The sequence below is a fragment of the uncultured Shewanella sp. genome, assembly GCF_947495455.1.
GTDB lineage: Bacteria > Pseudomonadota > Gammaproteobacteria > Enterobacterales > Shewanellaceae > Shewanella.
In genome coordinates, this window is record NZ_CANLZC010000064.1 from 1 (window position 1) to 21,573 (window position 21,573).

18 protein-coding genes and 4 tRNA genes are annotated in these 21,573 nt (G+C 40.3%); 9 read left to right on the forward strand and 13 right to left on the reverse strand.

What is annotated here, in order from left to right:
• Positions 1-105: 105 nt before the first annotated feature.
• The 5 genes from Q0791_RS15800 to Q0791_RS15820 form a co-directional block, all read right to left on the reverse strand.
• On the reverse strand, positions 106-1,167 hold the full coding sequence (locus Q0791_RS15800; RefSeq protein ID WP_299008386.1) for a PLP-dependent cysteine synthase family protein: 1,062 nt from the start codon (positions 1,165-1,167) through the stop codon (positions 106-108).
• A gap of 445 nt (positions 1,168-1,612) precedes the next feature.
• A tRNA-Tyr gene (locus Q0791_RS15805) sits at positions 1,613-1,697 on the reverse strand.
• 89 nt (positions 1,698-1,786) lie between these two features.
• Positions 1,787-1,871, reverse strand: a tRNA-Tyr gene (locus tag Q0791_RS15810).
• An 89-nt stretch (positions 1,872-1,960) separates the two neighbouring features.
• Positions 1,961-2,045, reverse strand: a tRNA-Tyr gene (locus tag Q0791_RS15815).
• A 26-nt stretch (positions 2,046-2,071) separates the two neighbouring features.
• A tRNA-Tyr gene (locus Q0791_RS15820) sits at positions 2,072-2,156 on the reverse strand.
• A gap of 124 nt (positions 2,157-2,280) precedes the next feature.
• Between Q0791_RS15820 and Q0791_RS15825 the strand changes: the two genes are divergently transcribed.
• Positions 2,281-2,766, forward strand: a complete 486-nt coding sequence (locus tag Q0791_RS15825) for a VC2046/SO_2500 family protein (RefSeq protein ID WP_299008389.1) — start codon at positions 2,281-2,283, stop codon at positions 2,764-2,766.
• Between the two features lie 43 nt (positions 2,767-2,809).
• Here Q0791_RS15825 and Q0791_RS15830 read toward each other — a convergent pair whose 3' ends face one another.
• The 3 genes from Q0791_RS15830 to Q0791_RS15840 all read right to left on the reverse strand — a co-directional run bounded on the left by Q0791_RS15830 (position 2,810) and on the right by Q0791_RS15840 (position 5,872).
• The gene (locus tag Q0791_RS15830) at positions 2,810-3,292 is read right to left on the reverse strand and encodes a YchJ family protein (protein WP_299008392.1); all 483 of its coding nucleotides are present in this window, start codon (positions 3,290-3,292) and stop codon (positions 2,810-2,812) included.
• Entirely contained in the window at positions 3,285-3,863 is a 579-nt protein-coding gene (locus tag Q0791_RS15835) for a DUF4440 domain-containing protein (protein ID WP_299008395.1), read from the reverse strand. The genes Q0791_RS15830 and Q0791_RS15835 overlap by 8 nt, the downstream gene beginning before the upstream one ends.
• Before the next feature lie 170 nt (positions 3,864-4,033).
• Complete coding sequence (locus tag Q0791_RS15840) at positions 4,034-5,872, reverse strand: M2 family metallopeptidase (protein ID WP_299008396.1); 1,839 nt, start codon at positions 5,870-5,872, stop codon at positions 4,034-4,036.
• A gap of 204 nt (positions 5,873-6,076) precedes the next feature.
• Here Q0791_RS15840 and Q0791_RS15845 point away from each other — a divergent pair, with 204 nt between their 5' ends.
• Positions 6,077-6,712 (forward strand): TetR/AcrR family transcriptional regulator, encoded by a 636-nt coding sequence (locus tag Q0791_RS15845; RefSeq protein ID WP_299008398.1) that lies wholly within the window; start codon positions 6,077-6,079, stop codon positions 6,710-6,712.
• A gap of 20 nt (positions 6,713-6,732) precedes the next feature.
• On the forward strand, positions 6,733-9,012 hold the full coding sequence (locus tag Q0791_RS15850; RefSeq protein ID WP_299008400.1) for an acyl-CoA dehydrogenase: 2,280 nt from the start codon (positions 6,733-6,735) through the stop codon (positions 9,010-9,012).
• A 125-nt stretch (positions 9,013-9,137) separates the two neighbouring features.
• On the opposite strand, the gene pyk is transcribed toward Q0791_RS15850, so the two are convergent.
• Positions 9,138-10,577 carry a pyruvate kinase gene (pyk, locus tag Q0791_RS15855; RefSeq protein ID WP_299008402.1) on the reverse strand — a complete coding sequence of 480 codons (1,440 nt, stop codon included), beginning with the start codon at positions 10,575-10,577 and terminating at the stop codon, positions 9,138-9,140.
• Between the two features lie 192 nt (positions 10,578-10,769).
• A complete protein-coding gene (locus tag Q0791_RS15860; RefSeq protein ID WP_299008403.1) occupies positions 10,770-11,624 on the reverse strand; it encodes a MurR/RpiR family transcriptional regulator in 855 nt (284 codons plus the stop codon).
• 308 nt (positions 11,625-11,932) lie between these two features.
• Here Q0791_RS15860 and zwf point away from each other — a divergent pair, with 308 nt between their 5' ends.
• Genes zwf through Q0791_RS15880 form a run of 4 tightly spaced genes read left to right on the forward strand, consistent with a single transcriptional unit; the run spans position 11,933 to position 16,611 of the window.
• Positions 11,933-13,402, forward strand: a complete 1,470-nt coding sequence (gene zwf, locus Q0791_RS15865; RefSeq protein ID WP_299008406.1) for a glucose-6-phosphate dehydrogenase — start codon at positions 11,933-11,935, stop codon at positions 13,400-13,402.
• A 13-nt stretch (positions 13,403-13,415) separates the two neighbouring features.
• Entirely contained in the window at positions 13,416-14,114 is a 699-nt protein-coding gene (gene pgl, locus Q0791_RS15870) for a 6-phosphogluconolactonase (RefSeq protein WP_299008446.1), read from the forward strand.
• A 9-nt stretch (positions 14,115-14,123) separates the two neighbouring features.
• On the forward strand, positions 14,124-15,950 hold the full coding sequence (gene edd, locus Q0791_RS15875; protein WP_299008409.1) for a phosphogluconate dehydratase: 1,827 nt from the start codon (positions 14,124-14,126) through the stop codon (positions 15,948-15,950).
• A 19-nt stretch (positions 15,951-15,969) separates the two neighbouring features.
• Positions 15,970-16,611 carry a bifunctional 4-hydroxy-2-oxoglutarate aldolase/2-dehydro-3-deoxy-phosphogluconate aldolase gene (locus Q0791_RS15880; RefSeq protein ID WP_299008411.1) on the forward strand — a complete coding sequence of 214 codons (642 nt, stop codon included), beginning with the start codon at positions 15,970-15,972 and terminating at the stop codon, positions 16,609-16,611.
• Positions 16,612-16,679: 68 nt separating this feature from the next.
• Here the strand turns inward: Q0791_RS15880 and eco are convergent, their stop codons facing one another.
• Positions 16,680-17,231, reverse strand: coding sequence for a serine protease inhibitor ecotin (gene eco, locus Q0791_RS15885; protein WP_299008414.1), 552 nt, complete (start codon positions 17,229-17,231; stop codon positions 16,680-16,682).
• A gap of 600 nt (positions 17,232-17,831) precedes the next feature.
• On the opposite strand from eco, the gene Q0791_RS15890 reads away from it, so the two are divergent.
• Both Q0791_RS15890 and Q0791_RS15895 read left to right on the forward strand, forming a co-directional pair.
• The gene (locus Q0791_RS15890; protein WP_299008416.1) at positions 17,832-18,890 is read left to right on the forward strand and encodes a succinylglutamate desuccinylase/aspartoacylase family protein; all 1,059 of its coding nucleotides are present in this window, start codon (positions 17,832-17,834) and stop codon (positions 18,888-18,890) included.
• Positions 18,891-18,893: 3 nt separating this feature from the next.
• On the forward strand, positions 18,894-20,186 hold the full coding sequence (locus Q0791_RS15895; protein ID WP_299008419.1) for an MFS transporter: 1,293 nt from the start codon (positions 18,894-18,896) through the stop codon (positions 20,184-20,186).
• 278 nt (positions 20,187-20,464) lie between these two features.
• On the opposite strand, the gene Q0791_RS15900 is transcribed toward Q0791_RS15895, so the two are convergent.
• Both Q0791_RS15900 and Q0791_RS15905 read right to left on the reverse strand, forming a co-directional pair.
• Positions 20,465-20,914: a cupin domain-containing protein gene (locus Q0791_RS15900; RefSeq protein WP_299008423.1), complete on the reverse strand. Its 450-nt coding sequence runs from the start codon at positions 20,912-20,914 to the stop codon at positions 20,465-20,467.
• Between the two features lie 82 nt (positions 20,915-20,996).
• A complete protein-coding gene (locus tag Q0791_RS15905) occupies positions 20,997-21,569 on the reverse strand; it encodes a pyridoxamine 5'-phosphate oxidase family protein (RefSeq protein ID WP_299008426.1) in 573 nt (190 codons plus the stop codon).
• Positions 21,570-21,573: the final 4 nt, after the last annotated feature.

A 21,573-nucleotide genomic window follows, 5' to 3' on the forward strand; every position in this document is an offset into this window, starting at 1 on the left:
GAGATAGGACTCGGATTTTGACGCATTTAAACGATCAGTCAACCGATCAATAAATCGTTAAATGATCGGCATTACCGATAATGGGCGCTTTTTTTAATGTGAGATTTAACTCAGTTGTCCTGTAAGCTCAAATTGGGTTAATTGCGCTTGATATGGCTCAAGAGAGCCTATGTTCTCATTGACCCATTGTTGATTGTAGTAAGTGTCGAGATAACGTTCACCGGGATCGCAGATCAAGGTCACAATAGCGCCTTTTTCACCTTTTTTTTGCATTTGAGAAGCAATTTCCAAGACGCCATAGAGGTTAGTCCCTGTAGAAGGGCCAGTTTTTCGTCCGATTAATTGCTCAAGCCAGTTCATTGTTGCCAAACTGGCTGCATCAGGGATTTTTTTCATATCATCCACGACGCCAGCAATAAAAGAGGGCTCGACCCTTGGACGGCCAATACCTTCAATTTTACTGCCTTCTTTGCAGGTTAAGCGCTTATCATGGGAGTGGTAGTAATCATAAAAAACAGAATGCTCAGGATCCACCACACAGAGCTGTGTTGCTAATCTTTGATAGCGGATATAACGGCCAATAGTGGCTGATGTGCCACCAGTGCCTGGACTCATGACTATCCATTTTGGAATAGGGTGCTGCTCTTTTTGCATTTGTTCAAAAATGGCATTAGCGATGTTGTTATTGCCTCGCCAATCGGTCGCGCGTTCAGCGAAGGTAAATTGATCCATGTAATGGCCTTTGAGCTCCTTGGCCAGTTTTTCAGATTCTGAATAGATCTGGCTGGAATGATCCACAAAATGGCATTTTCCACCATAGAATTCTATTTGTTGTATTTTCTTTTTGGCGGTTTTTGCAGGCATGACGGCGATAAAGGGAAGGCCTAATAAACGAGCGAAATAGGCTTCAGAAACCGCGGTACTGCCTGATGAGGATTCAATAATAGGCGTATCTTCTTTTATCCAGCCGTTACATAATGCATATAAAAATAAAGAGCGAGCTAAACGGTGTTTTAAGCTTCCAGTTGGGTGTGTGCTTTCATCTTTGAGATAAATATCGATGCCATCGAGTGACGGGATCTCAAGTTTTATGAGGTGTGTTTCTGCACTGCGTTGAAAATCCGCTTCAATTTTCTCAATGGCTTGATTGACCCAAGTGTTCGTCACTATTTTGTCCTTTATAACAATAAAAGATAAATAATAATTAAAATGCATTAGTTATGATAGCAAATAGAGCCGATCTGTGTTTTTTAATTCTGTTTTGCACATAGCTAGAACTTATTAAATACGAATTGGAAAACATAAAGCTATTTTATTAACATTTTGATTGCGATTATGCTATGAGTTTGATGATGTCTGATGATGAAAGCAAGAAGATTGATTATGTGTTTATTTTTCGACTTTGGGAAAATAGTGAATACGTTATGAAATGGATATAAGGGATCTGTTGATGAGGTATTTATTGCTTTGGACGCTTGGGCTTGTGGTATTGAATGGGTTAATTAAGTTGTTTGAAGTAAAGTGACTTTTAATAATTCAATGAAAGTAATATTCAGGGATATTTTTATTTCATCTTATTTTATTTCATCTTAGCAATATTCTAACAATAAAATGGTGGAGGGAGAAGGATTCGAACCTTCGAAGGCTGAGCCGTCAGATTTACAGTCTGATCCCTTTGGCCACTCGGGAACCCCTCCGAATTTTATTTTTCAGCACAAGACTTTTACAGCATAAATATTGTTACTAATTGTACTAATACGTTTAAATGATTTATTTAAAAATAAAATGGTGGAGGGAGAAGGATTCGAACCTTCGAAGGCTGAGCCGTCAGATTTACAGTCTGATCCCTTTGGCCACTCGGGAACCCCTCCGAATTTTATTTTTCAGTACAAGACCTTTACAGCATAAATATTGTTACTGATTGTGCTAATACATTTAAATGATTTATTTAAGCATAAAATGGTGGAGGGAGAAGGATTCGAACCTTCGAAGGCTGAGCCGTCAGATTTACAGTCTGATCCCTTTGGCCACTCGGGAACCCCTCCAAATTTTATTTCTTTTTTAATGCAAATGGTGGAGGGAGAAGGATTCGAACCTTCGAAGGCTGAGCCGTCAGATTTACAGTCTGATCCCTTTGGCCACTCGGGAACCCCTCCTCAATTGCGGCGGCAATAGTAGTCAGATTTTTTTATGATGTAAAGGCCTATTTTAAATAATCTCTAAAGTATCGGCTCAAGTGGTCGATTAATTAACAATGGCTTGTTTTGGTGGTTTTTTTTTATGCAAAATACGATTTCATTAGTGAATGAGCTAAGCTTAGGCTCTCGTCTTAATCAGGCTGTCGAGGCTAATCGAAGGGGGGAGTTTGGATTATTATTGGCATTGATATCTGATGAGCAACAAAATATGCCTCAATTTCAGATTAAGCCATCAAGCACAGATCAAGATGATAGAGCGCAGTTTAATTTACCTCCTGAGCAATTATTAGTGGCTGATCTTAATATAGCCGAATCTATAGTGAACAACAGCCATGCTTTTCATGTGTCAGGTACAACAGGATTTCGATTACAAGATGGCTTAATGCAAGAAGCCTTAGTGATCCGCAAAGGTCAAGGTGCTGCCCTTGAGAGTGTGATAAAAAATTGTGATTATCACACTCAATTGAGGACTCAAGGAGAATATAAAACCATTGAAACTGAAGCGGTAACCTTAATTGAGCAATTGACGACTCAGCGCCAAATGAGCCAAGTATTATTGCAGGCCTAATAGTGAATACCAACGAAAAACCTTGCTAAAGTCATTGTTTGGCTCAGGGCATGCAACAATGTTTAAATTTCTTGCCGCTTTGGCAAATACAGCTGGCATTGCGTTTGGGTAAAGTGCATTGCATTTGCTTACCATCAGTGTAATACCAAAGCTTGTTCTCTAATATAAAATGAGAGCGTTCATAGATGACGTCTATTTTTTGGTTTTGTTTAAACCAAGCCTTAAAAGTGACAGTGCCTTTATTGTTCTGGTGTTCACTGTTTATCACTTCTAAGCTTAACCATTGAGGTTGTGGCTCCTTTGAGAGCTGTTCTATTGTTAAATCGAGCCTAAAATCAGGATGTTGAGTTTTGATAATATAATCAAAATGCTTCATAAAATAAGCACTGTATCGAGAACGCATGAGTTGTTCTGGTGTGTGTGCTTGTGTTTGATCTTGATGAGCAAGGTGACAACATTGTGAATAGGCTTTCATTGAGCCACAAGGGCATAGAGATGAGCGTTCGCCAGAAGCTGATTCAATCATGGGTATTGGTTGGTTCCGAGTCTATTGGAGAAAATTGGCGACCATAATACAGGTTGGGCTGAGGTTTAGCATTATAATAAAAGGCGGTATCGGCTTTATTATTGGTTTCCACCACAAGATACCAATGTCCATTGGGATATTTTTTAGCGACATTGACAAATTTACCCGCAAATTCACTCATGGGTTCTTCGTCACCACTGTATGGATAATATCGAATAAGATAATACCCAATATCTGTGGCACTTTTGTCTTGTATATATCGTTGAATAATTCGAAAATCCACTTCAATATTCGCTTGTTTATCATTAATTTTCTTAAAAAATGCACGATATTGTTCAAGAATTTTTTCACGGCCTAATAGTATTTCTTTATTTTGATTGTCTGAAATATATGAAGCATCTTGTGCATAAATAAAAAGCATTTTTTGGGTATCGAGTGCGTCAAAAGCTTTATTAAAATGATGATAAATATGATTAAGCATGACATTGTCATCATTATTCGCATAACTGAAAGAAGTAAAAATAAGGAAGAGTGATACTAAAAAGATACTGAATAAATTTGATGATTTCATAATATTTAGGCTCTTGTTATGCCAAGTTTAACTATAATACGTCCCCCGTTGTAATGACAGCGGTAGATCTTTACAAAATATGTAAAAGAGGATTAAGTGGATAAAACGCCTTATCAAAAAGGCGTTTTGCAATGCCTCAATCACCTTAATGTGTTAGAGGCTCTAGGCAGTTACCAACCGCATTGACGATTGGCTTGGTTATTTTGTTCATTTAACCAAACCTGCAAAGGGGCAAAATAGTTTAATACGGCATTGGCATCCATTTTTTCACTGCCAGTGACAACGGCTAATGCTTTTGGCCAAGGCTGGCTTTGCCCCATTTCTAACATGGTATTGAGTTTAGCACCGGCTTCTTTATTGCCATAAATGCTGCAACGATGAATAGGGCCTGTATTTTGCGTCATTTCACAAAGTGCTTGATGAAATTGAAATTGTAAAATGTGAGCTAAGAAATAGCGAGTATAAGGTACATTAGCCGGTACATGGTATTTTGCACCTGGATCAAAATCGGTTTCATTACGTTCAACAGGGGCTTTCACACCTTGATATTTTTCTCTGAGCTCCCACCAAGATTGATTGTACTCTTCTGGCGTTATTTCACCATTAAAGACTTTCCAGCGCCATTGATCGATCATCAATCCAAAGGGAAGGAAGGCGACTTTATCTAATGCTTGTTTCAGCAACAAGCCTATATCTTTAGAAGCATCCGGTACAGTATCCAATAATCCTATCTGTTGTAAGTAACTGGGGGTGATAGATAAGGCGACTGTATCACCAATGGCTTCATGGAAACCGTCATTCGCACTATTTTTGAAGATAAAAGGCTGGTCTTTATAAGCGCGTTGGTAATAGTTGTGGCCTAATTCATGATGAATAGTGACGAAATCTTCAGCATCTTTTTGAATACACATTTTGATGCGTATATCATCTAAATCATCAAGATCCCAAGCCGAAGCATGACAAACAACGTCTCTGTCTTTAGGTTGAGTGAAAAGAGACCTTTCCCAAAAAGTGTCGGGAAGAGGCGCAAAACCCAGTGAAGAAAAGAAGTTTTCAGCTTGCTCAACCATTTGTATTTCAGTGTAATTTTTATTGCGTAACAGTTGAGTAATATCATAGCCTGGATCGGCGTCAGCTGGCGCAACAGTGTCATAAATATTGCCCCAACTTTGTGCCCACATATTGCCTAACAGGTGAGCCGGTATAGGTCCGTTAGCGGGAGCAATGTCATCGCCATATTTTTTATTTAATTCCCCTCTAACATAGCAATGTAGTGAATCATATAATGGTTTGACTTGATCCCATAAGTGGTCGAGTTCTTGAGAGAATGCTTCAGGTTTCATATCATATTGACTTCGCCAAAGTACCGAAAGATCTTTATAACCTAAATCATTAGCACCTTCATTCGCCAAGCCCACTTCTTTTTCAAATAAGGGACGCATGGGTTTGGCTATTTCACGCCAACCTTGCCAAACTTCAAGCAATAAAGCGGGATCTTTTGATTCGGCCATAATGACCGATAGCTCTGGTTGGGTCAGGCAACGGCCGTCTTTTAAACAGTACTTTCCTTTTCCATATAACCCGTTCAATTCGGCATTAAGCTGTGCAAGTTCAGCATTTTTATTGGGATCCAATGGCGCGGGAAGCACCAGAGAACTTCTCAGTATATTCAGTTTTCTTTTATCGGTATCACTTAAAGACGCTTGATCATATTGTGCGGCTTGTGTGGCTAATTTTACCGATGCCGCTGTTCTTTCTTCACCGACTTTGGCTGCAAGCTGAGCGGTGTCATGAGTAATGAAATTATTGTATATCCATTCAGCACGGTTTTGCTTAATGGATAATTGGCTTAATTGATTTTCTGCATCACTGAGAAAGGTTTCTGCTGATATGTTTAATTTTTGTTTGTTTTCTTGATTATTCGTTTGAGGATCACCGCAGGCAGATAATCCTAACAGCATGGCTACCACAGCAGACAGGCGTGATTGTCTTGATACGAGTCGATTCATCAATTTCATCCTTTTGTTATTTTTGTGTTCGCATTTTACCTATTTTGTTTCAATAAAACACCTGAAGAAAAAAAATCGTTGCTATTTAAGTTTGAAACACAGGAAAATCAGCGCTATTGAAGTGAATTCTATTTGACAAGAAGTGAACGAGTGTTTAATTTAAACGAGTGTTTAAATCATTAACTTAAGAATTAAGGTCACGGAATGGCAAACCAATCCGATACTAAAACAAAAATTCTGGATTCAGCTGAAAAGCTATTTGCAGAAAGAGGGTTTTCTGAAACCTCATTACGACTTATCACCAGTAAAGCTGAGGTTAATTTAGCATCCGTAAACTATCATTTTGGCTCTAAAAAAGAGCTTATTCGAGCCGTTTTAGCACGATATATGGATGTGTTTATGCCTGCAGCTGCAGGTGCTATTTTGCAGGTAAAAGAGCAGAAAGAATGTACAAGTTTGAATGATATTTTTTCAACGTTAGTGTCACCTTTGTTAGATCTCAATCATGTTCGTACAAATGGAACTCTGATTTTTTTGCAATTATTGGGCAGAGGGTATATTGAAAGTCAAGGGCATCTTCGTTGGTTTATCACGACGCATTATGGGCAATACTTAACGCAGTTTGTCCATGCAGTGGCTGACAGCGCGCCGGAAATTCCTGCCGCAGAAATGTTTTGGCGATTACACTTTACGTTAGGCACGGTCGTTTTTACTATGGCGTCAGCAGATGCGTTAACAGAAATTGCTGCGGCAGATTTTAACGAGCATAATGATATTGAAGCGGTGATTCGAAAAGTGATCCCTTATCTTTCTGCTGGCGTGTCTGCACCGCTAAATTAATCTAATAAGGTATTGTATTAATGGCATTTTTTATATTGTTTCTACTTGTAGTCGTTGTTGTGTTGTTTAGCGTGAAAAGCACGCGTATGGCATTGTTAACTCAACCCGCATTTTCGTTTTTCAAAAAAGTGCTGCCGCCTTTGTCAAATACAGAAAAAGAGGCCATGGAAGCGGGGGATGTATGGTGGGAAGGGGAGCTATTTCAAGGTCGACCTGATTGGAATGTCCTTCATGGCTATGGTAAACCTAGTTTAACCAGTGAAGAGCAAGCCTTTATTGATAATCAAGTGGCGACAGCCCTTGGAATGATTGACGATCATGACATTGTTCAAAATAGGAAGGACTTACCACCAGAGCTTTGGGACTATTTTAAAAAAGAAGGCTTTTTTGCTTTAATTATTCCTAAACAATATGGGGGTAAAGCATTTTCGGCTTATGCGAACTCAACTATTGTGAGTAAAATTGCCAGTCGCAGTGTCAGTGCCGCCGTGACTGTGATGGTGCCTAATTCACTCGGTCCTGGCGAGTTATTGACTCATTATGGAACGGCGGAGCAAAAAGATCGGTGGTTACCGGATTTAGCCTCTGGAAAAGCCATTCCTTGTTTTGCATTAACGGGCCCTGAAGCAGGCTCGGATGCTGGGGCCATACCTGACGAAGGGATCGTGTGTCGTCAACAGTGGAACGGGGAAGAAATATTAGGGTTAAAGTTAACTTGGAATAAACGCTATATCACCTTAGCACCTGTTGCGACAGTCTTAGGTCTTGCGTTTCAGATGCGCGATCCTGATGGATTATTAGGGAATGTTAGCAATATTGGGATCACTTGTGCGCTTATTCCCACCGATCATCCAGGTGTCGAAATTGGTCGTCGTCATAATCCATTAAATATGGCGTTCATGAATGGTACTACGTCAGGGAAAGATGTTTTTATTCCGCTGGATTGGATTATAGGTGGACCATTATATGCGGGCCGTGGTTGGCGTATGTTGGTTGAATGCTTATCGGCAGGCAGGGGAATTTCTTTACCGGCATTGTCTACAGCATCGGGACATTTGACGACGAAAACGACAACAGCATACAGCTATGTTCGTCAGCAATTTGGGCTACCTATTGGGCAATTTGAAGGTGTTCAAGAAGCGTTAGCACGGATAATAGCCAATACTTACCAGCTTGAAGCTGCACGGCGTTTAACCACAACCGGTATTGATCTAAAAGTTAAGCCTTCTGTTGTGACTGCAATTGCGAAATATCATATGACGGAGTTAGGGCGTCAAGTGATGAATGATGCGATGGATATTCAATCTGGAAAGGGGATCCAGCTTGGGCCTAAAAATTATTTGGGTCAAGGTTATATGTCTTGTCCCATTTCAATTACCGTTGAAGGCGCCAATATTTTAACTCGAAGTTTGATGATTTTTGGTCAGGGCGCGACACGATGTCACCCTTATGTCATCGCTGAAATGGAAGCCGCCGCCATGAAAGATGAAAAGGATGGATTGGCTCGTTTTGATGCATTACTACTTGGTCATATGGGTTATACAGCTCGAAATGCATTGAGTGCTTTTGGTCATGCATTAACAGGTAGTCGCTTAGCCACGGCGCCCGTTAGTGGAGAAACAAAGCAATATTATAAAGATATGACTCGTCTATCATCGGCTTTAGCCTTTATGACGGATTTATCTATGCTGGTCATGGGGGGCGATCTGAAACGTAAGGAAATGTTATCGGCGCGTTTGGGTGATGTCCTGAGTCAACTTTATTTGGCATCTGCAACACTGAAGATGTTTGAAGATAATGGCCGCCAGTTTGATGATTTACCTGCCGTTAGACATGTCATGGCGACACGTTTGCAGCTTGCTTCACAAGCATTAAATGAAGCTATTCGCAATTTTCCAAATAAAGCGGTGGCAATGTTATTACGGGTTATCATTTTCCCCTTAGGTAACCGCTTTAAGGCGCCCAGTGATAAATTGTCTGTTGATCTTGCTCAAAGCATAAGTCAACCAGGACCTGCTAGGGATAGGTTAACATTTTTATGCCCTGATTTAGCAGAGGAGCAAGGTGGCATTGCCGATGTGGAACAGGCATTTTTAGCGAAATATGCTTGCAAAGGTTTATATCAGAAACTCAAACAAGCACAAAAGGAGGGTCAACTACCGACAAAAATGGCGCCATTAGCCTTGTTTGAAGCGGCGTTAGATGCAAGTATTATATCGATTGACGAATATAATGCCTTAGTTAATGCTGATAAATTGAGGTTAGCGGCGATTGCAGTCGACGACTTTGCATCCTTGTAGCCCACAATGAAAGTGAGTAAAAAAGGGACGCGATTGCGTCCCTTTTTTGTTTTTACAGGTGTTCCGTCCTGAGATAAGTTGACACTTTGGAGACTTATCGATGAAAACTTCAAGTAAAATGGGTGTTAAGCGACGATTAAGATCTTACAAGTATTCGTGCCACCAATAGTCTCCATTGCATCGCCTTTGGTCATTAATACCATGTCACCACTTTGTAAATAGCCTGCTTTTGATAAGGCGGCTAATGCTTCTTGAGGTAAAACTTCAGCAGAATACTGTGTTGAATCAAAGTAGAAAGGATGAACACCTCGGTATAAAGCCATTTTGGCTAACGTTCCTTGATGGCGAGATAAAGAATAAATCGGTAACGAAGAGCTGATGCGTGACATTAACTGTGGCGTTGCACCTGATTCAGTCAGTGCAATAATGGCTTTGACACTGTCTAAATGGTTAGCTGCATACATAGTAGATAAAGCAATGGTTTCTTCAACGGTACTAAATTGTTGATCAATTCTATGTTTAGACACTTGTACACTGGGGTGTGACTCTGCACCTAAACAGACATTTGACATGGCTTTAACGGTTTCTTCTGGAAAGTCACCAGCAGCGGTTTCTGCCGATAGCATGACGGCATCAGTGCCATCAAGGACAGCATTAGCGACATCCATGACTTCAGCACGTGTTGGCATTGGGCTGCTGATCATGGACTCCATCATTTGCGTGGCCGTGATAACCGGTTTATTGAGTTGACGAGAGCGACTAATGAGCTTTTTTTGCACAGCCACTAACGCGGGATCGCCAATTTCTACGCCGAGATCGCCACGGGCGACCATAACGGCATCAGATGCTTTAATGACATCATCCATGGCCTCATCCGTCGAAACCGCTTCAGCGCGTTCAACTTTTGAGACGATAAGTGCATTACTGCCAGCGGCAACGGCTAATGAGCGAGCATAGTTAAGATCAGCACCGCTACGTGGAAAGGAAACGGCCAGGTAATCGACATTGATGGCAGCGGCTGTAATGATGTCTTGCTTGTCTTTTTCTGTGAGTGCTTCAGCAGATAAACCGCCACCTTGTTTGTTGATGCCTTTATTGTTAGATAAAGGGCCCGCTACAGTAACTATGGTATGGACTTTATTGCCTTCAACACGTTCAACTTTCAGTTGTACACGGCCATCATCAAGCATTAAAATGTCGTTGACACTCACATCTTGTGGTAAGGCTTTGTAATCAATACCAACTTGATTTTCATCTCCTTCCCCTTTTCCTAAGTCGGCATCAAGGATATAAGTTTGCCCAAGTTTTAACTGTACCTTTTTGTTATCTTTAAAGGTTGAAACTCGAATTTTTGGCCCTTGTAAATCGCCTAGGATCGCCACATGGACACCTAACTCTTTAGCAATAGCTCTTGCATCAGAGGCTCGCTTTAAGTGATCTTCTGCTGAGCCATGTGAAAAGTTTAGACGAACAACATTGGCACCGGCTGCGATGATGCGACGTAAATTATCATCGCGATCTGTGGCTGGGCCTAAAGTTGTGACGATTTTTGTTCTGCGGAACATACCATACTCCGTTAAAATTTAAATTCTGGAACGCTATTACTCTATTATGATACCAGACATTAGTGTGTTTTGTAGGAAAATTACAAGATTTTGCTAGATAAAAAATAACTTTTTTAAGGTTGAATGGGGTGAATTATCTTGTTAAAGCCGCTTCAGGATATGATAGCGGCTTAACATCATCAAGAAAGTCAGTTACAGAATGGGATCTTTATCGATGCGAGATTCTTTTAAAACTTCTTTAACGCGTTTCAAGTTTTCTCGAAAACGGGGGCCACGGCGTAAGGTGAAACCTGTGGCTAAGACATCAACAATAACAAGTTGAGCAAGTCGAGAAGCCATAGGAAGATACATATCGGTATCTTCAGGTACTTCCATGGTAACAGGCAGTGTGCAGACATTGGATAAAGGAGAGTGTCTTGCTGTTATGCCTATGACTGCTGCGCCATTTTCTCGTGCTAATTTGGCAATATCAATCAATGATTTAGTTCTTCCTGTGTGGGATATTAATACCACCACATCGCCGTCATTACTGTTGATACAGCTCATACGTTGCATAAGCACATCATCAAAACAAATAACGGGAACGTTAAAGCGAAAGAATTTATTTTGTGCGTCGTGAGCAACAGATGCTGAGGCCCCTAAACCAAAAAAAGAAATCTTTTTCGCTTGGGTGAGAATATCGACAGCTTTGTTGATTGCTGCGGTGTCGATGCTTTGCCTTGCGGTATCTAATGAGGCCATTGATGATTCAAATATTTTGGTGGTATACGAATCAGGGCTGTCATCTTCTTCAACATGTCGACTGACATAAGGCGTACCGTTGGCGAGGCTTTGAGCCAAGTGCAATTTAAAATCAGGAAAGCCTTTAGTATCTAACCTGCGGCAAAAACGATTGACTGTCGGTTCACTAACATCCGCCATTTTTGCGAGTGTGGCGATACTTGAGTGGATAGCCGTTTGTGGTGAAGCGAGGATCACCTCTGCGACTTTACGTTCAGATTTACTAAAGTGTGTCAGGCTTTTTTGTACCTTTTCTAGGGTATTCATATGGATATGTCCACTCAGAAGGAATGTAGTTTTATTTTTACTTTCTATGATGGTTATTTTTTCTTCTATAACACAGCGTAGAGCGTTACAATAAATTATACTAGTGAAAGTATAAAAGTATCTAGTAAATATAGTAATTTTATCACGAAAGAATAACAGATAGTGTAGACATCTGACTAGTGACGGTGAAAGGCGATAATTTACAAAATTTAGATGCAATTATTGAGTTCTGTTGTTATATTACAACAAATGTGTGAATTCTTGTCTTTTTAAGGCGGGACACTGTAATGATAGGAGATGACGTCTCGATGGGTATAACAACAGAAGCCAAAGCCTGTGATTTTGTTCTTTTTGGAACCAAAGGGGATTTAGCTAAGCGAAAATTATTGCCTTCTTTATATCAATTAGATAAAGCTCAATTGCTTGATGAAGACACTAAAATTCTGGGTGTAGCCAAAGATAATTTCACTTTAGAAGAATACCGTGCATTAGTTAAAACGGCATTAACGACGTTCGTTAAAGAAGAAATTTGCTCAGAGACATTAAATCGTTTGCTAGAACGTTGTCATTATATTGGAACCAACTTTACTGAGTCGAAAGGTTACAAGGCTTTTCATACGGTATTGGAACCGAAAAAGCGTGCTACTGTCTGTTATTTTGCTACACCCCCTGCTATTTTTGGTGATATTTGTCGTTGTTTAAATGAACAAAAACTGATTTATCCCGATACTCGTGTTGTCCTTGAAAAACCCATTGGTTCTGATCTTGCTTCTTCAAAAGTGATTAATGATCAAGTATCAGCCTTTTTTAATGAAGAACAAATATACCGCATCGATCACTATTTAGGTAAAGAAACGGTCCAAAATTTGATTGCATTGCGTTTTGCCAATTCTTTGTTTGCGTCAAAGTGGGATAACCGTACCATAGATCATGTACAAATTTCTGTTGCAGAAGAAGTTGGTATTGAAGGGCGTTGGGGCTATTTTGATAAAGCCGGCCAAATGCGAGATATGATCCAAAATCATTTATTACAGGTATTAACGTTAGTTGCGATGGATCCACCTGTAAATTTAGATGCGGACAGTATTCGTGATGAAAAGGTGAAAGTGCTTAAATCACTGCGACCTATCAATGAAGATAATATTTTTGAAAATACCGTTCGAGGTCAGTACTCATCAGGCTTTCTAAAAGGTTCTCCAGCACCGGGTTATTTAGAAGAAGAAGGGGCAAATGTTAATTCTAATACTGAAACATTTGTTGCATTAAGAGTCGATATTGATAATTGGCGTTGGGCTGGCGTGCCTTTTTATCTCAGAAGTGGCAAGCGGATGCCGTTTAAGAGCTCTGAAATCGTCGTGTATTTTAAAAACCCGCCTCATAATTTGTATCGCTCAAATTATCGTAACTTGCCACCTAATAAATTGACTATTCGCTTACAGCCCCATGAAGGTGTTGAAATTCAGATGATGAATAAAGTGCCTGGATTGGAGCAAAAGCAGCGCTTGCAAACCGCTAAATTGGATTTAAGTTTTTCAGATACTTTTAAAACAGAGCGTATTGCTGATGCTTATGAGCGTCTGTTATTAGAAGCTATGTTGGGCAATCAAGCGTTATTTGTTCGTCGCGATGAAGTTGAACAGGCGTGGAGTTGGGTAGATGGCATTATCAAGGCTTGGGAAAGCAGTAGTGAAAAACCAAAACCGTATCCTGCAGGGACATGGGGGCCGGTCGCATCGGTTGCATTAATTGCAAAAGACGGTCGTTCTTGGGATGAATAGAGAAAAAAGTAACATGATTAAAGAAACGGTATTTAAAGCCTTTGAAAGTAAAGGGGCATTAGAGCAACAGCTTGCTGAGCGTATTGCCGAACAACTACAAGAAGCCGTTGATAGCCGAGGACAGGCGAGTCTTGTGGTATCAGGCGGCTCAACCCCTTTGGCTTTGTTTGAACAACTGAGTCATCGCGGTATTGATTGGAATAAAGTGCAAATCACTCTAGCTGATGAGCGCTGGGTGAATAATGATCATGCTGATTCAAATGAAAAGTTGGTCAGAGAACATTTACTCACCAATAAAGCGGCAAGTGCAAAATTTCAGGGGTTGAAAAACATGTTTTCGACTCCAGAAGAAGGCGCTGCAATGACCACAGAGCAGCTGGCTCATTTTTCTCGTCCTTTTGATGTGGTCGTTTTAGGAATGGGCAATGATGGCCATACTTGTTCATGGTTTCCTTGTTCGGCAGAGTTAGCTCAAGCTTTGTCAACGGATGATCTTTGCGTTGCGGTTAACCCGACAACGGCGCCCAATGCAAGGATCACATTATCTAAATCTGCGATTTTGGCAAGTCGCCAAATCTATTTACACATAGTCGGTGAGCAGAAACTGAGTGTTTATCGTCAAGCATTAACAAGTAAAGCGGTGGATGAAATGCCTATACGCGCTGTTTTAGGTCAAAGCAGTACCCCTGTTGATGTTTATTGGAGTGCTTAAGGAGTTATTATGCAAGCCGTTATAGAAGCTGTGACTCAGCGTATTATTAAGCGTAGTGAAGTCTCCAGAGCCAAGTATTTATCTGCATTAGAAGATGCAAAAACGAAAGGTGTACATCGTAGCGCGCTAAGCTGTGGTAATTTAGCCCATGGATTTGCTGCGTGTAATCCTGATGATAAGTCGTCCATTAAACAGCTTAATAAAGCGAATATTGGTATTGTGACTGCTTTTAATGACATGTTATCAGCCCATCAGCCTTATGAAGTATACCCAGAATTATTGAAAAAAGCCTGCCAAGAAGTGGGGAGTGTTGCACAAGTTGCAGGTGGTGTGCCAGCAATGTGTGATGGCGTGACTCAAGGTCAGCCTGGCATGGAGCTGAGCTTGTTGAGCCGTGAAGTGATTGCTATGGCCACGGCTGTGGGGCTTTCACATAATATGTTTGATGGGGCGTTATTATTAGGGATCTGTGACAAAATTGTTCCGGGGTTATTGATAGGAGCACTCAGTTTTGGGCATTTGCCTATGCTATTTGTGCCTGCAGGCCCGATGAAGTCAGGGATCCCCAATAAAGAAAAAGCACGTATAAGACAGCAGTTTGCTCAAGGTAAAGTGGACCGAGCCGCGTTGCTAGAGGCTGAATCTGCGTCTTATCATAGTGCAGGTACTTGTACTTTTTATGGTACTGCCAACAGTAACCAGTTGATGTTAGAAGTGATGGGGTTACAGCTGCCGGGCTCCTCTTTTGTGAACCCAGATGATCCATTGAGAGAAGCCTTGAGTAAAACGGCTGCGAAACAAGTGTGTCGTTTAAATGAAATGGGTTCTCAATATACGCCTATCGGTCAAGTTGTCTCAGAAAAATCCATTGTAAATGGCATTGTCGCGCTGTTAGCGACAGGCGGTTCGACTAACTTGACTATGCATATTGTTGCTATTGCCCGTGCTGCTGGCATTATTATTAATTGGGATGATTTTTCAGAGCTGTCTGATGCGGTTCCTTTATTGGCTCGTGTTTATCCTAATGGGCATGCGGATATTAACCATTTCCATGCTGCAGGTGGAATGGCACTGCTGATTAAAGAGTTACTTGATGCGGGGTTACTGCATGAAGATGTGCAAACTGTCGCGGGGCCGGGTCTTAAGCGTTATACCCAAGAGCCTAAATTAATTGATGGCGAGTTACGTTGGGTTGAAGGTCCTAAAGACAGTTATGATAAAGCCGTATTAACATCTGTTAGCGAACCTTTTCAAGCCAATGGCGGCTTAAAACTCATGAAAGGTAACCTAGGACGCGCGGTAATAAAGGTCTCGGCGGTACAAGAAGAAAACAGGATCGTTGAAGCGCCAGCTGTGGTGATTGATGATCAAAATAAGTTAGACGCTTTATTTAAAGCGGGCGAGCTGAACAAAGATTGTGTGGTCGTGGTGAAGGGGCAAGGCCCTAAAGCCATTGGTATGCCAGAGCTGCATAAATTGACCCCTATTTTAGGCAGTTTGCAAGATAAAGGGTTTAAGGTTGCACTTCTAACCGATGGTCGTATGTCCGGTGCATCGGGTAAAGTGCCTGCGGCTATTCATTTGACACCAGAAGCGTTAGATGGTGGTTTAATCGCGAAAGTGCAACAAGGGGATATGATCCGTTTAAATGCATTAACCGGTGAACTGAGTTTATTAGTTGATGAGACAGTATTAAATGCTCGAGTGGCTGAAGAAGTGAATTTACAACCTTCAAGTTACGGTATGGGGCGTGAATTATTTGGTGCGCTACGGTCAAATTTAAGTAGCCCAGAGACGGGTGCGCGTTGTACCCAAGCCATTGATGAAAAATATTAAAATTAGGAAGAATAACTCCATGCTTGAGAATAATTGGTCTATTCAGTCACAAGATATTTTTAAATGCAGTCCTATTGTTCCTGTGATGGTGATCAATAAGATTGAAGATGCGGTTCCTTTAGCAAAAGCACTCGTGGCAGGCGGGATTAAGGTTCTTGAAGTGACCTTAAGAACGGCTTGTGCACTTGAAGCAATAGCAAAAATAGCCAAAGAAGTCCCTGAGGCTTATGTTGGTGCGGGAACGGTACTTAATGAAGAGCAGCTTCATCAAGCTGTTGAGGCTGGGGCTCAGTTTGTAATAACGCCTGGTGCCACACCAGAGTTATTAAAAGCGGCGATGTCTGGGACTGTGCCATTGATCCCTGGTGTGGCCAGTATTTCTGAAGTGATGGCTGGAATGGAATTGGGTTATACTCATTTTAAATTTTTTCCAGCAGAAGCATCTGGGGGCGTTAATGCATTGAAAGCATTTTCAGGTCCTTTGGCGAATATTCGTTTTTGTCCAACAGGGGGAATATCACCTGATTCTTACAAGAAATATTTGGCTTTGCCAAATGTGGATTGTATTGGTGGAAGCTGGATAGCGCCTACAGATGCCATGGCAGCTGGAGATTGGAATAAGATCACTATGCTGTGTAAAGAAGCGTTAGCCGGTTTGTAATCGTATTTCCATGACGGATGAAAAAAGGAAGCATAGCTTCCTTTTTTATTTGTTTATTGCTATTAATATTATTTTATCATCTGAAAAGGGCTTTGTGCTTTCCAGACTCGATAACGTAGTTGTGCATTCTCAGGTAAATAAAATACAAAGGGAACACGGCTATTATAACGTAACATCAAATCGCTGGGCAGTCGCACAAAAGCTTCTTTTTTATCAAATTTCATACAGGCTTTCATTGTACTGGGGCCCGGTGCTATTGAGTCGACTTGATAATAGTTATAACCCCAACCTTTGACTGAATGTTGATTAACTTTCCCCTTTAGGCTGTGCTTATTACAATCTATGACTTTCGTTTGCCCTATTTCAAACTCAATTCTATATTGGCCTTCATCTTGCTTCTTTGGCAAATAAACAATGTGCTGTGTCATCCCTTTTGTTGGGGCGGGAAACATTTTGCTGGCTTCTTCGACTTGATAATTTGTGCTGTTATAACTGTGTCCAATGATGTTGTCATTGTCAGCATGAGCTGATGGCAGAGAGAATAAGGCGAGTGTACTGAGTGCGACACTGAAAAAATGCTTTAATGTAAAAGGCTGAAAGAGGGGGGTTAATATTTTCATTACGGCTCCAAAAGGTTTTCTGTACCTTATTTATATTGATGTCACTATAATTGAATACGTTAAATTATATTGTTGGTGACTTTATCATTTTTATATCAACAGCTCCTATCTCATGTTAATACTTGTTGATTTAAACCTATATTAAGATACGATATATTTTTAGAAGTAACAAGAATATTACATTGAAGTCGGAAAAATTCATGGTTAATATTTTTTAATCAATATTATGATATTTAAATAAAAATTATCTATTTTCAATATTGAATCTAGTGTTTACTCCTGCTTTTTATGCCTTATTTGTCTGTATCTGTGTTGTTATTATTAAAAAGTGGCAATATATTCTGATTAATCTTTTCTTTCTATGACTCATCTCGTTTTGTGTTTCGTTAATGTTAACTTTTTAAGTAAAGGTTGATTTCCTTTGATTGTTTATCACATGGTATTATTGAGATAAATCAGTGCCGTCAAGCTGAGTGTGTTGCTTGATAGAAATCGCATTAATGATTGATGTGAAGCCATTGATAATTGTTTACGATAAAAAAAGAAAAAGTGCCTTTGTTACAATATACTTAAACTGGTATTGATAATCGGGGACAAGGTGTGCTGAAAAAAGATCTGAGTAAAAATTCGCCGATTGAATTTTGCAAAGAAATAATACACCCAGGCGAAACATTGTCGTTAGCTTTACCTTTACCTGAGGTATTTAGTTGCGCGCCTCTTTATATGCCGATTAAAGTGATCCATGGTAAAAAAGCAGGTCCTTGTTTATTAATAACGGCTGCAATACACGGCGATGAACTTAATGGGAGTGAAATTATTAATCGCTTAATGGCATTAAGAGGGCTAAAAAAGCTTAAAGGCACCTTAATCGCCGTGCCTGTATTGAATGTTTATGGTTTGATTAATCGTTCTCGTTATTTACCGGGAGGGGAGGATTTAGATACTTGTTTTCCCGGTTTAGAAAGCGGTAATCATGGAGCTCGCCTAGCACATATCTTCACTGAGGAAGTGTTTGGTAAAGCGGATTTTTGTCTTGATTTACAAACCGGCTTTATCAATTATGCTAACTTACCTCAACTTTATATTGATTTGCATAAACAAGCATCAAGAGATTCTGCTGTTGCCTTTAATGCACCTGTTATTTCCCATTCTAGCCCAAAAGCAGGAAGTTTAGGTCAGCTTGCTCAGGAAAAAGGCATCCCTTTTTTACGTTATGAAGCGGGTGAAGCCATGCGTTTTGACTCTCACTCCATCACGACAGGACTGAGAGGGATTATTAATTTAATGCGCCACCTTGAAATGTTACCCGATAAACGATTCAGTAAAAAATCACCCTTAAAAAGTTTCTTTACGCAAAAAAATATTTGGGTGCGTGCGCCAGTGAGTGGCATGAGCTATTCGCGCTTGAGTTTAGGTCAGCATATTAAAAAGGGAGAAAGATTATGTGTGATAAACGATCCCTTTGGCGCTGCTGAAAGTGTGAATGTGATGAGTCCTGAAGAAGGTGTGATTATAGGGAAAAATAATTTACCTTTAGTTTATGAAGGAGAAGAGCTCTATAAATTGGCCATTTTTTCTAAAATGCAACATGCAGCCTATCACCTTGAAGATTGGCAAGAGAAAAGTTCTGCACATTTTGATACGCCTGATAATGAGTAACCTATGAGTGTGACTTTACCTCGATCGCCGATCTCAAGTTTAGGATTGTTTATTTGGTCTCTCACCGCTTTATTTTTTCTTTATGAATTCTTTTTACGTACATTTGTTGGCAGTTTAGCGCATCAAATCATTCCTGACTTGGGATTGAGTGCGGAGCGGTTTGCGCTTATTGGTTCGGCTTATTATTTGACACAAGGCCTAATGCAAGTGCCTGTTGGATTGCTGACGGATAAGTTTGGTGTCAAAGTGATATTGGTTTTTGCCTGTTTAGTGTGTGCTGCTGCGACTTTTTTATTTGCTTATTCAGCGGGCTTTATGAGTGCCTTTGTGAGTCGAGCATTAATGGGTTTTGGCTCTTCTTTTGCTTTTGTCTGTTTACTTGTGGTTGCTGCGGCTTGGTTTCCTAGACGTTTTTTTGGTTTTTTTGTTGGGTTATCACAATTTATTGGCACCATGGGACCTTTGTTAGCGGCAGGTCCTTTAATTGCTTTTATGAGTGAAGCGAATTTAAGTTGGCGTAGTACGCTTGAAATTGTCGGAATAGCGGGGGTGTTCCTTGCCATATTGATGTTACTGTTTGTTAAAAACAAAGGCCGTGATCCAGAAGATAAGTATGTTGTACTTAAACCGTCCCCAGAATTGAGTCTACGCTTATCACAGCTGCTTAAGAATAAACAAGCATGGTCTGTAGCCGCCTATTCGGCAACGGTTTATGCGTCAATGGCATTGCTTGGGGCGATTTGGGGAACAGAATATCTTCAAGTACGAGGCTTGAGCCAGTCGAGTGCGGGGAATATTATTTCCTTGTCTTGGCTGGGGTATGCTGCAGCTTGTCCTATATTGGGTGGGTTATCCGATATTGCTAAACGGCGTAAACCTATATTGATTTTATGTGCTTTATTGGCACTATTTTCCACTTTAGGAATTATTTTCATACCCACTGAACACAATTGGGTTTATGGTTTGTTATTTTTCAGCCTAGGTGTTGCGGCTGCTGGACAAAGTTTAGGTTTTGCAACCATTGCTGAGCACGTTAGCCCTGATAGTCGAGCCAGTGCTTTGGGATTGAATAATGGCGCCATTATGTTGTTTAGTGCGATGATCCCGCCTATCACTGGTTATTTTATCAATCGCAATGTGGGCAATGAGTTTGGGCAATTTAGTGTGAGTGACTTTACGACAGGTTTTATGATCATGCCAATACTGAATCTTATTGCATTGATTGTTGCTTGGTTGTTTATTGATGAAACCTTTTGCAAACCTCAAAAAGAAATGATTGTATTAGTTAAAGAATAAATAACGTCTAATAATGCGATAGGAGTCAGTTATGGCGTTGAAAAAAGATGAATATTGTTCAGTGGTGCAATGATATTTGCTATCGCTTTTTATCACTGAAATCAGTTAGCTTCCTATCAAGTTATGAGTTTCCAGAACAAGCGTTCAAGTATCAATTTACACACGCCTGTAAAACTGCCTTTTACTGAGATGAGTATAAGGATGTGAGATTGATTTGATCTCTCATCAGAGCCAGCTTTAATAATGGATGATGAGAGATGAAAGTGGTTATTAAGACGTTATTTTTGATTTTTTTCTACTACTGTGACAGGTTTACCTTTGACTCCAGCGTAAAACATTACCACTTCAGCTGGTGTGCTGCCTTCATTTTCACCATAATGCCAAATATTAACAAGTTCGGTAAAGCCATCGCCCGCTTTAAGATGATACTTTTTATCATTATCTTGTCTGCCAAGGGTTAATTGCCCTTTTGTTAATATACCTGCATTAATATAAGGATGCTCATGCATAGGTAAAGACACACCGGGTTGAACCGTAATTTTTAAAATTGTAATTTCGGGTTGACCTGCCGGGTAATGAGGTAGAGGTGTACCGTCCCAGCTAGCATCTGATTGTGTGATGAGATTAACGCTAATGCCTTTTTGCTTGATATCTGGCGTATGTGCATAGACGTAGCTATTGAAGAAGAAATAGAATACTAACAAAAAGGGCGGTATTGAAATATTCATGATTTTTTCCTTTAAACATAAACAATGTGTAAAATATGCCAGCTTACATCAGCTATTCAATACCTGAGCATAGTCGATTTATTTATTTGTTGGGATGATTTTCAAGTCCTGCAAGTTTGACAATATGAGTTTCCATATTATCGATACTGTGTTGATTGCGATCTTTCCAATATTGGTGGATCCCAGCTTCTCCTTTGGCATCGGCCCATTGAGTTAACTGTTCACGGTCTTCTTTATAGTCAAAGAAAGGGACTGACATACCGCAAGATGTTTGCACCATGTCTACATCAAGGAGATAGAATTGTCTCGTACCTGTATTACTTGGGAATAAAGTCGCGTAATCTTGCCATTGTTCATGAGTTTGATGTATTGCTGTGGCTTTACCATAAAGCCTTAGAATAATGGGATTACCCTCAAAGGCACAAAACATGATGGTCATACGTGGATCTTGATGTAAATGGGCAGCGGTTTCATTACCGCTGCCTGTATAGCTTTGCCATATGACTCGATTTTCATTAATGATACGGAAACTATCGCCGCCTTTGGGGGACAGATTGACACGGCCGAAAGTCGCTGCGGTTCCAACAAAGAATATTTTCTGTTGTTTAATAAAATTCATATGCTGCTTATGTAATTGCTTAAATTGTTTACCCATAATA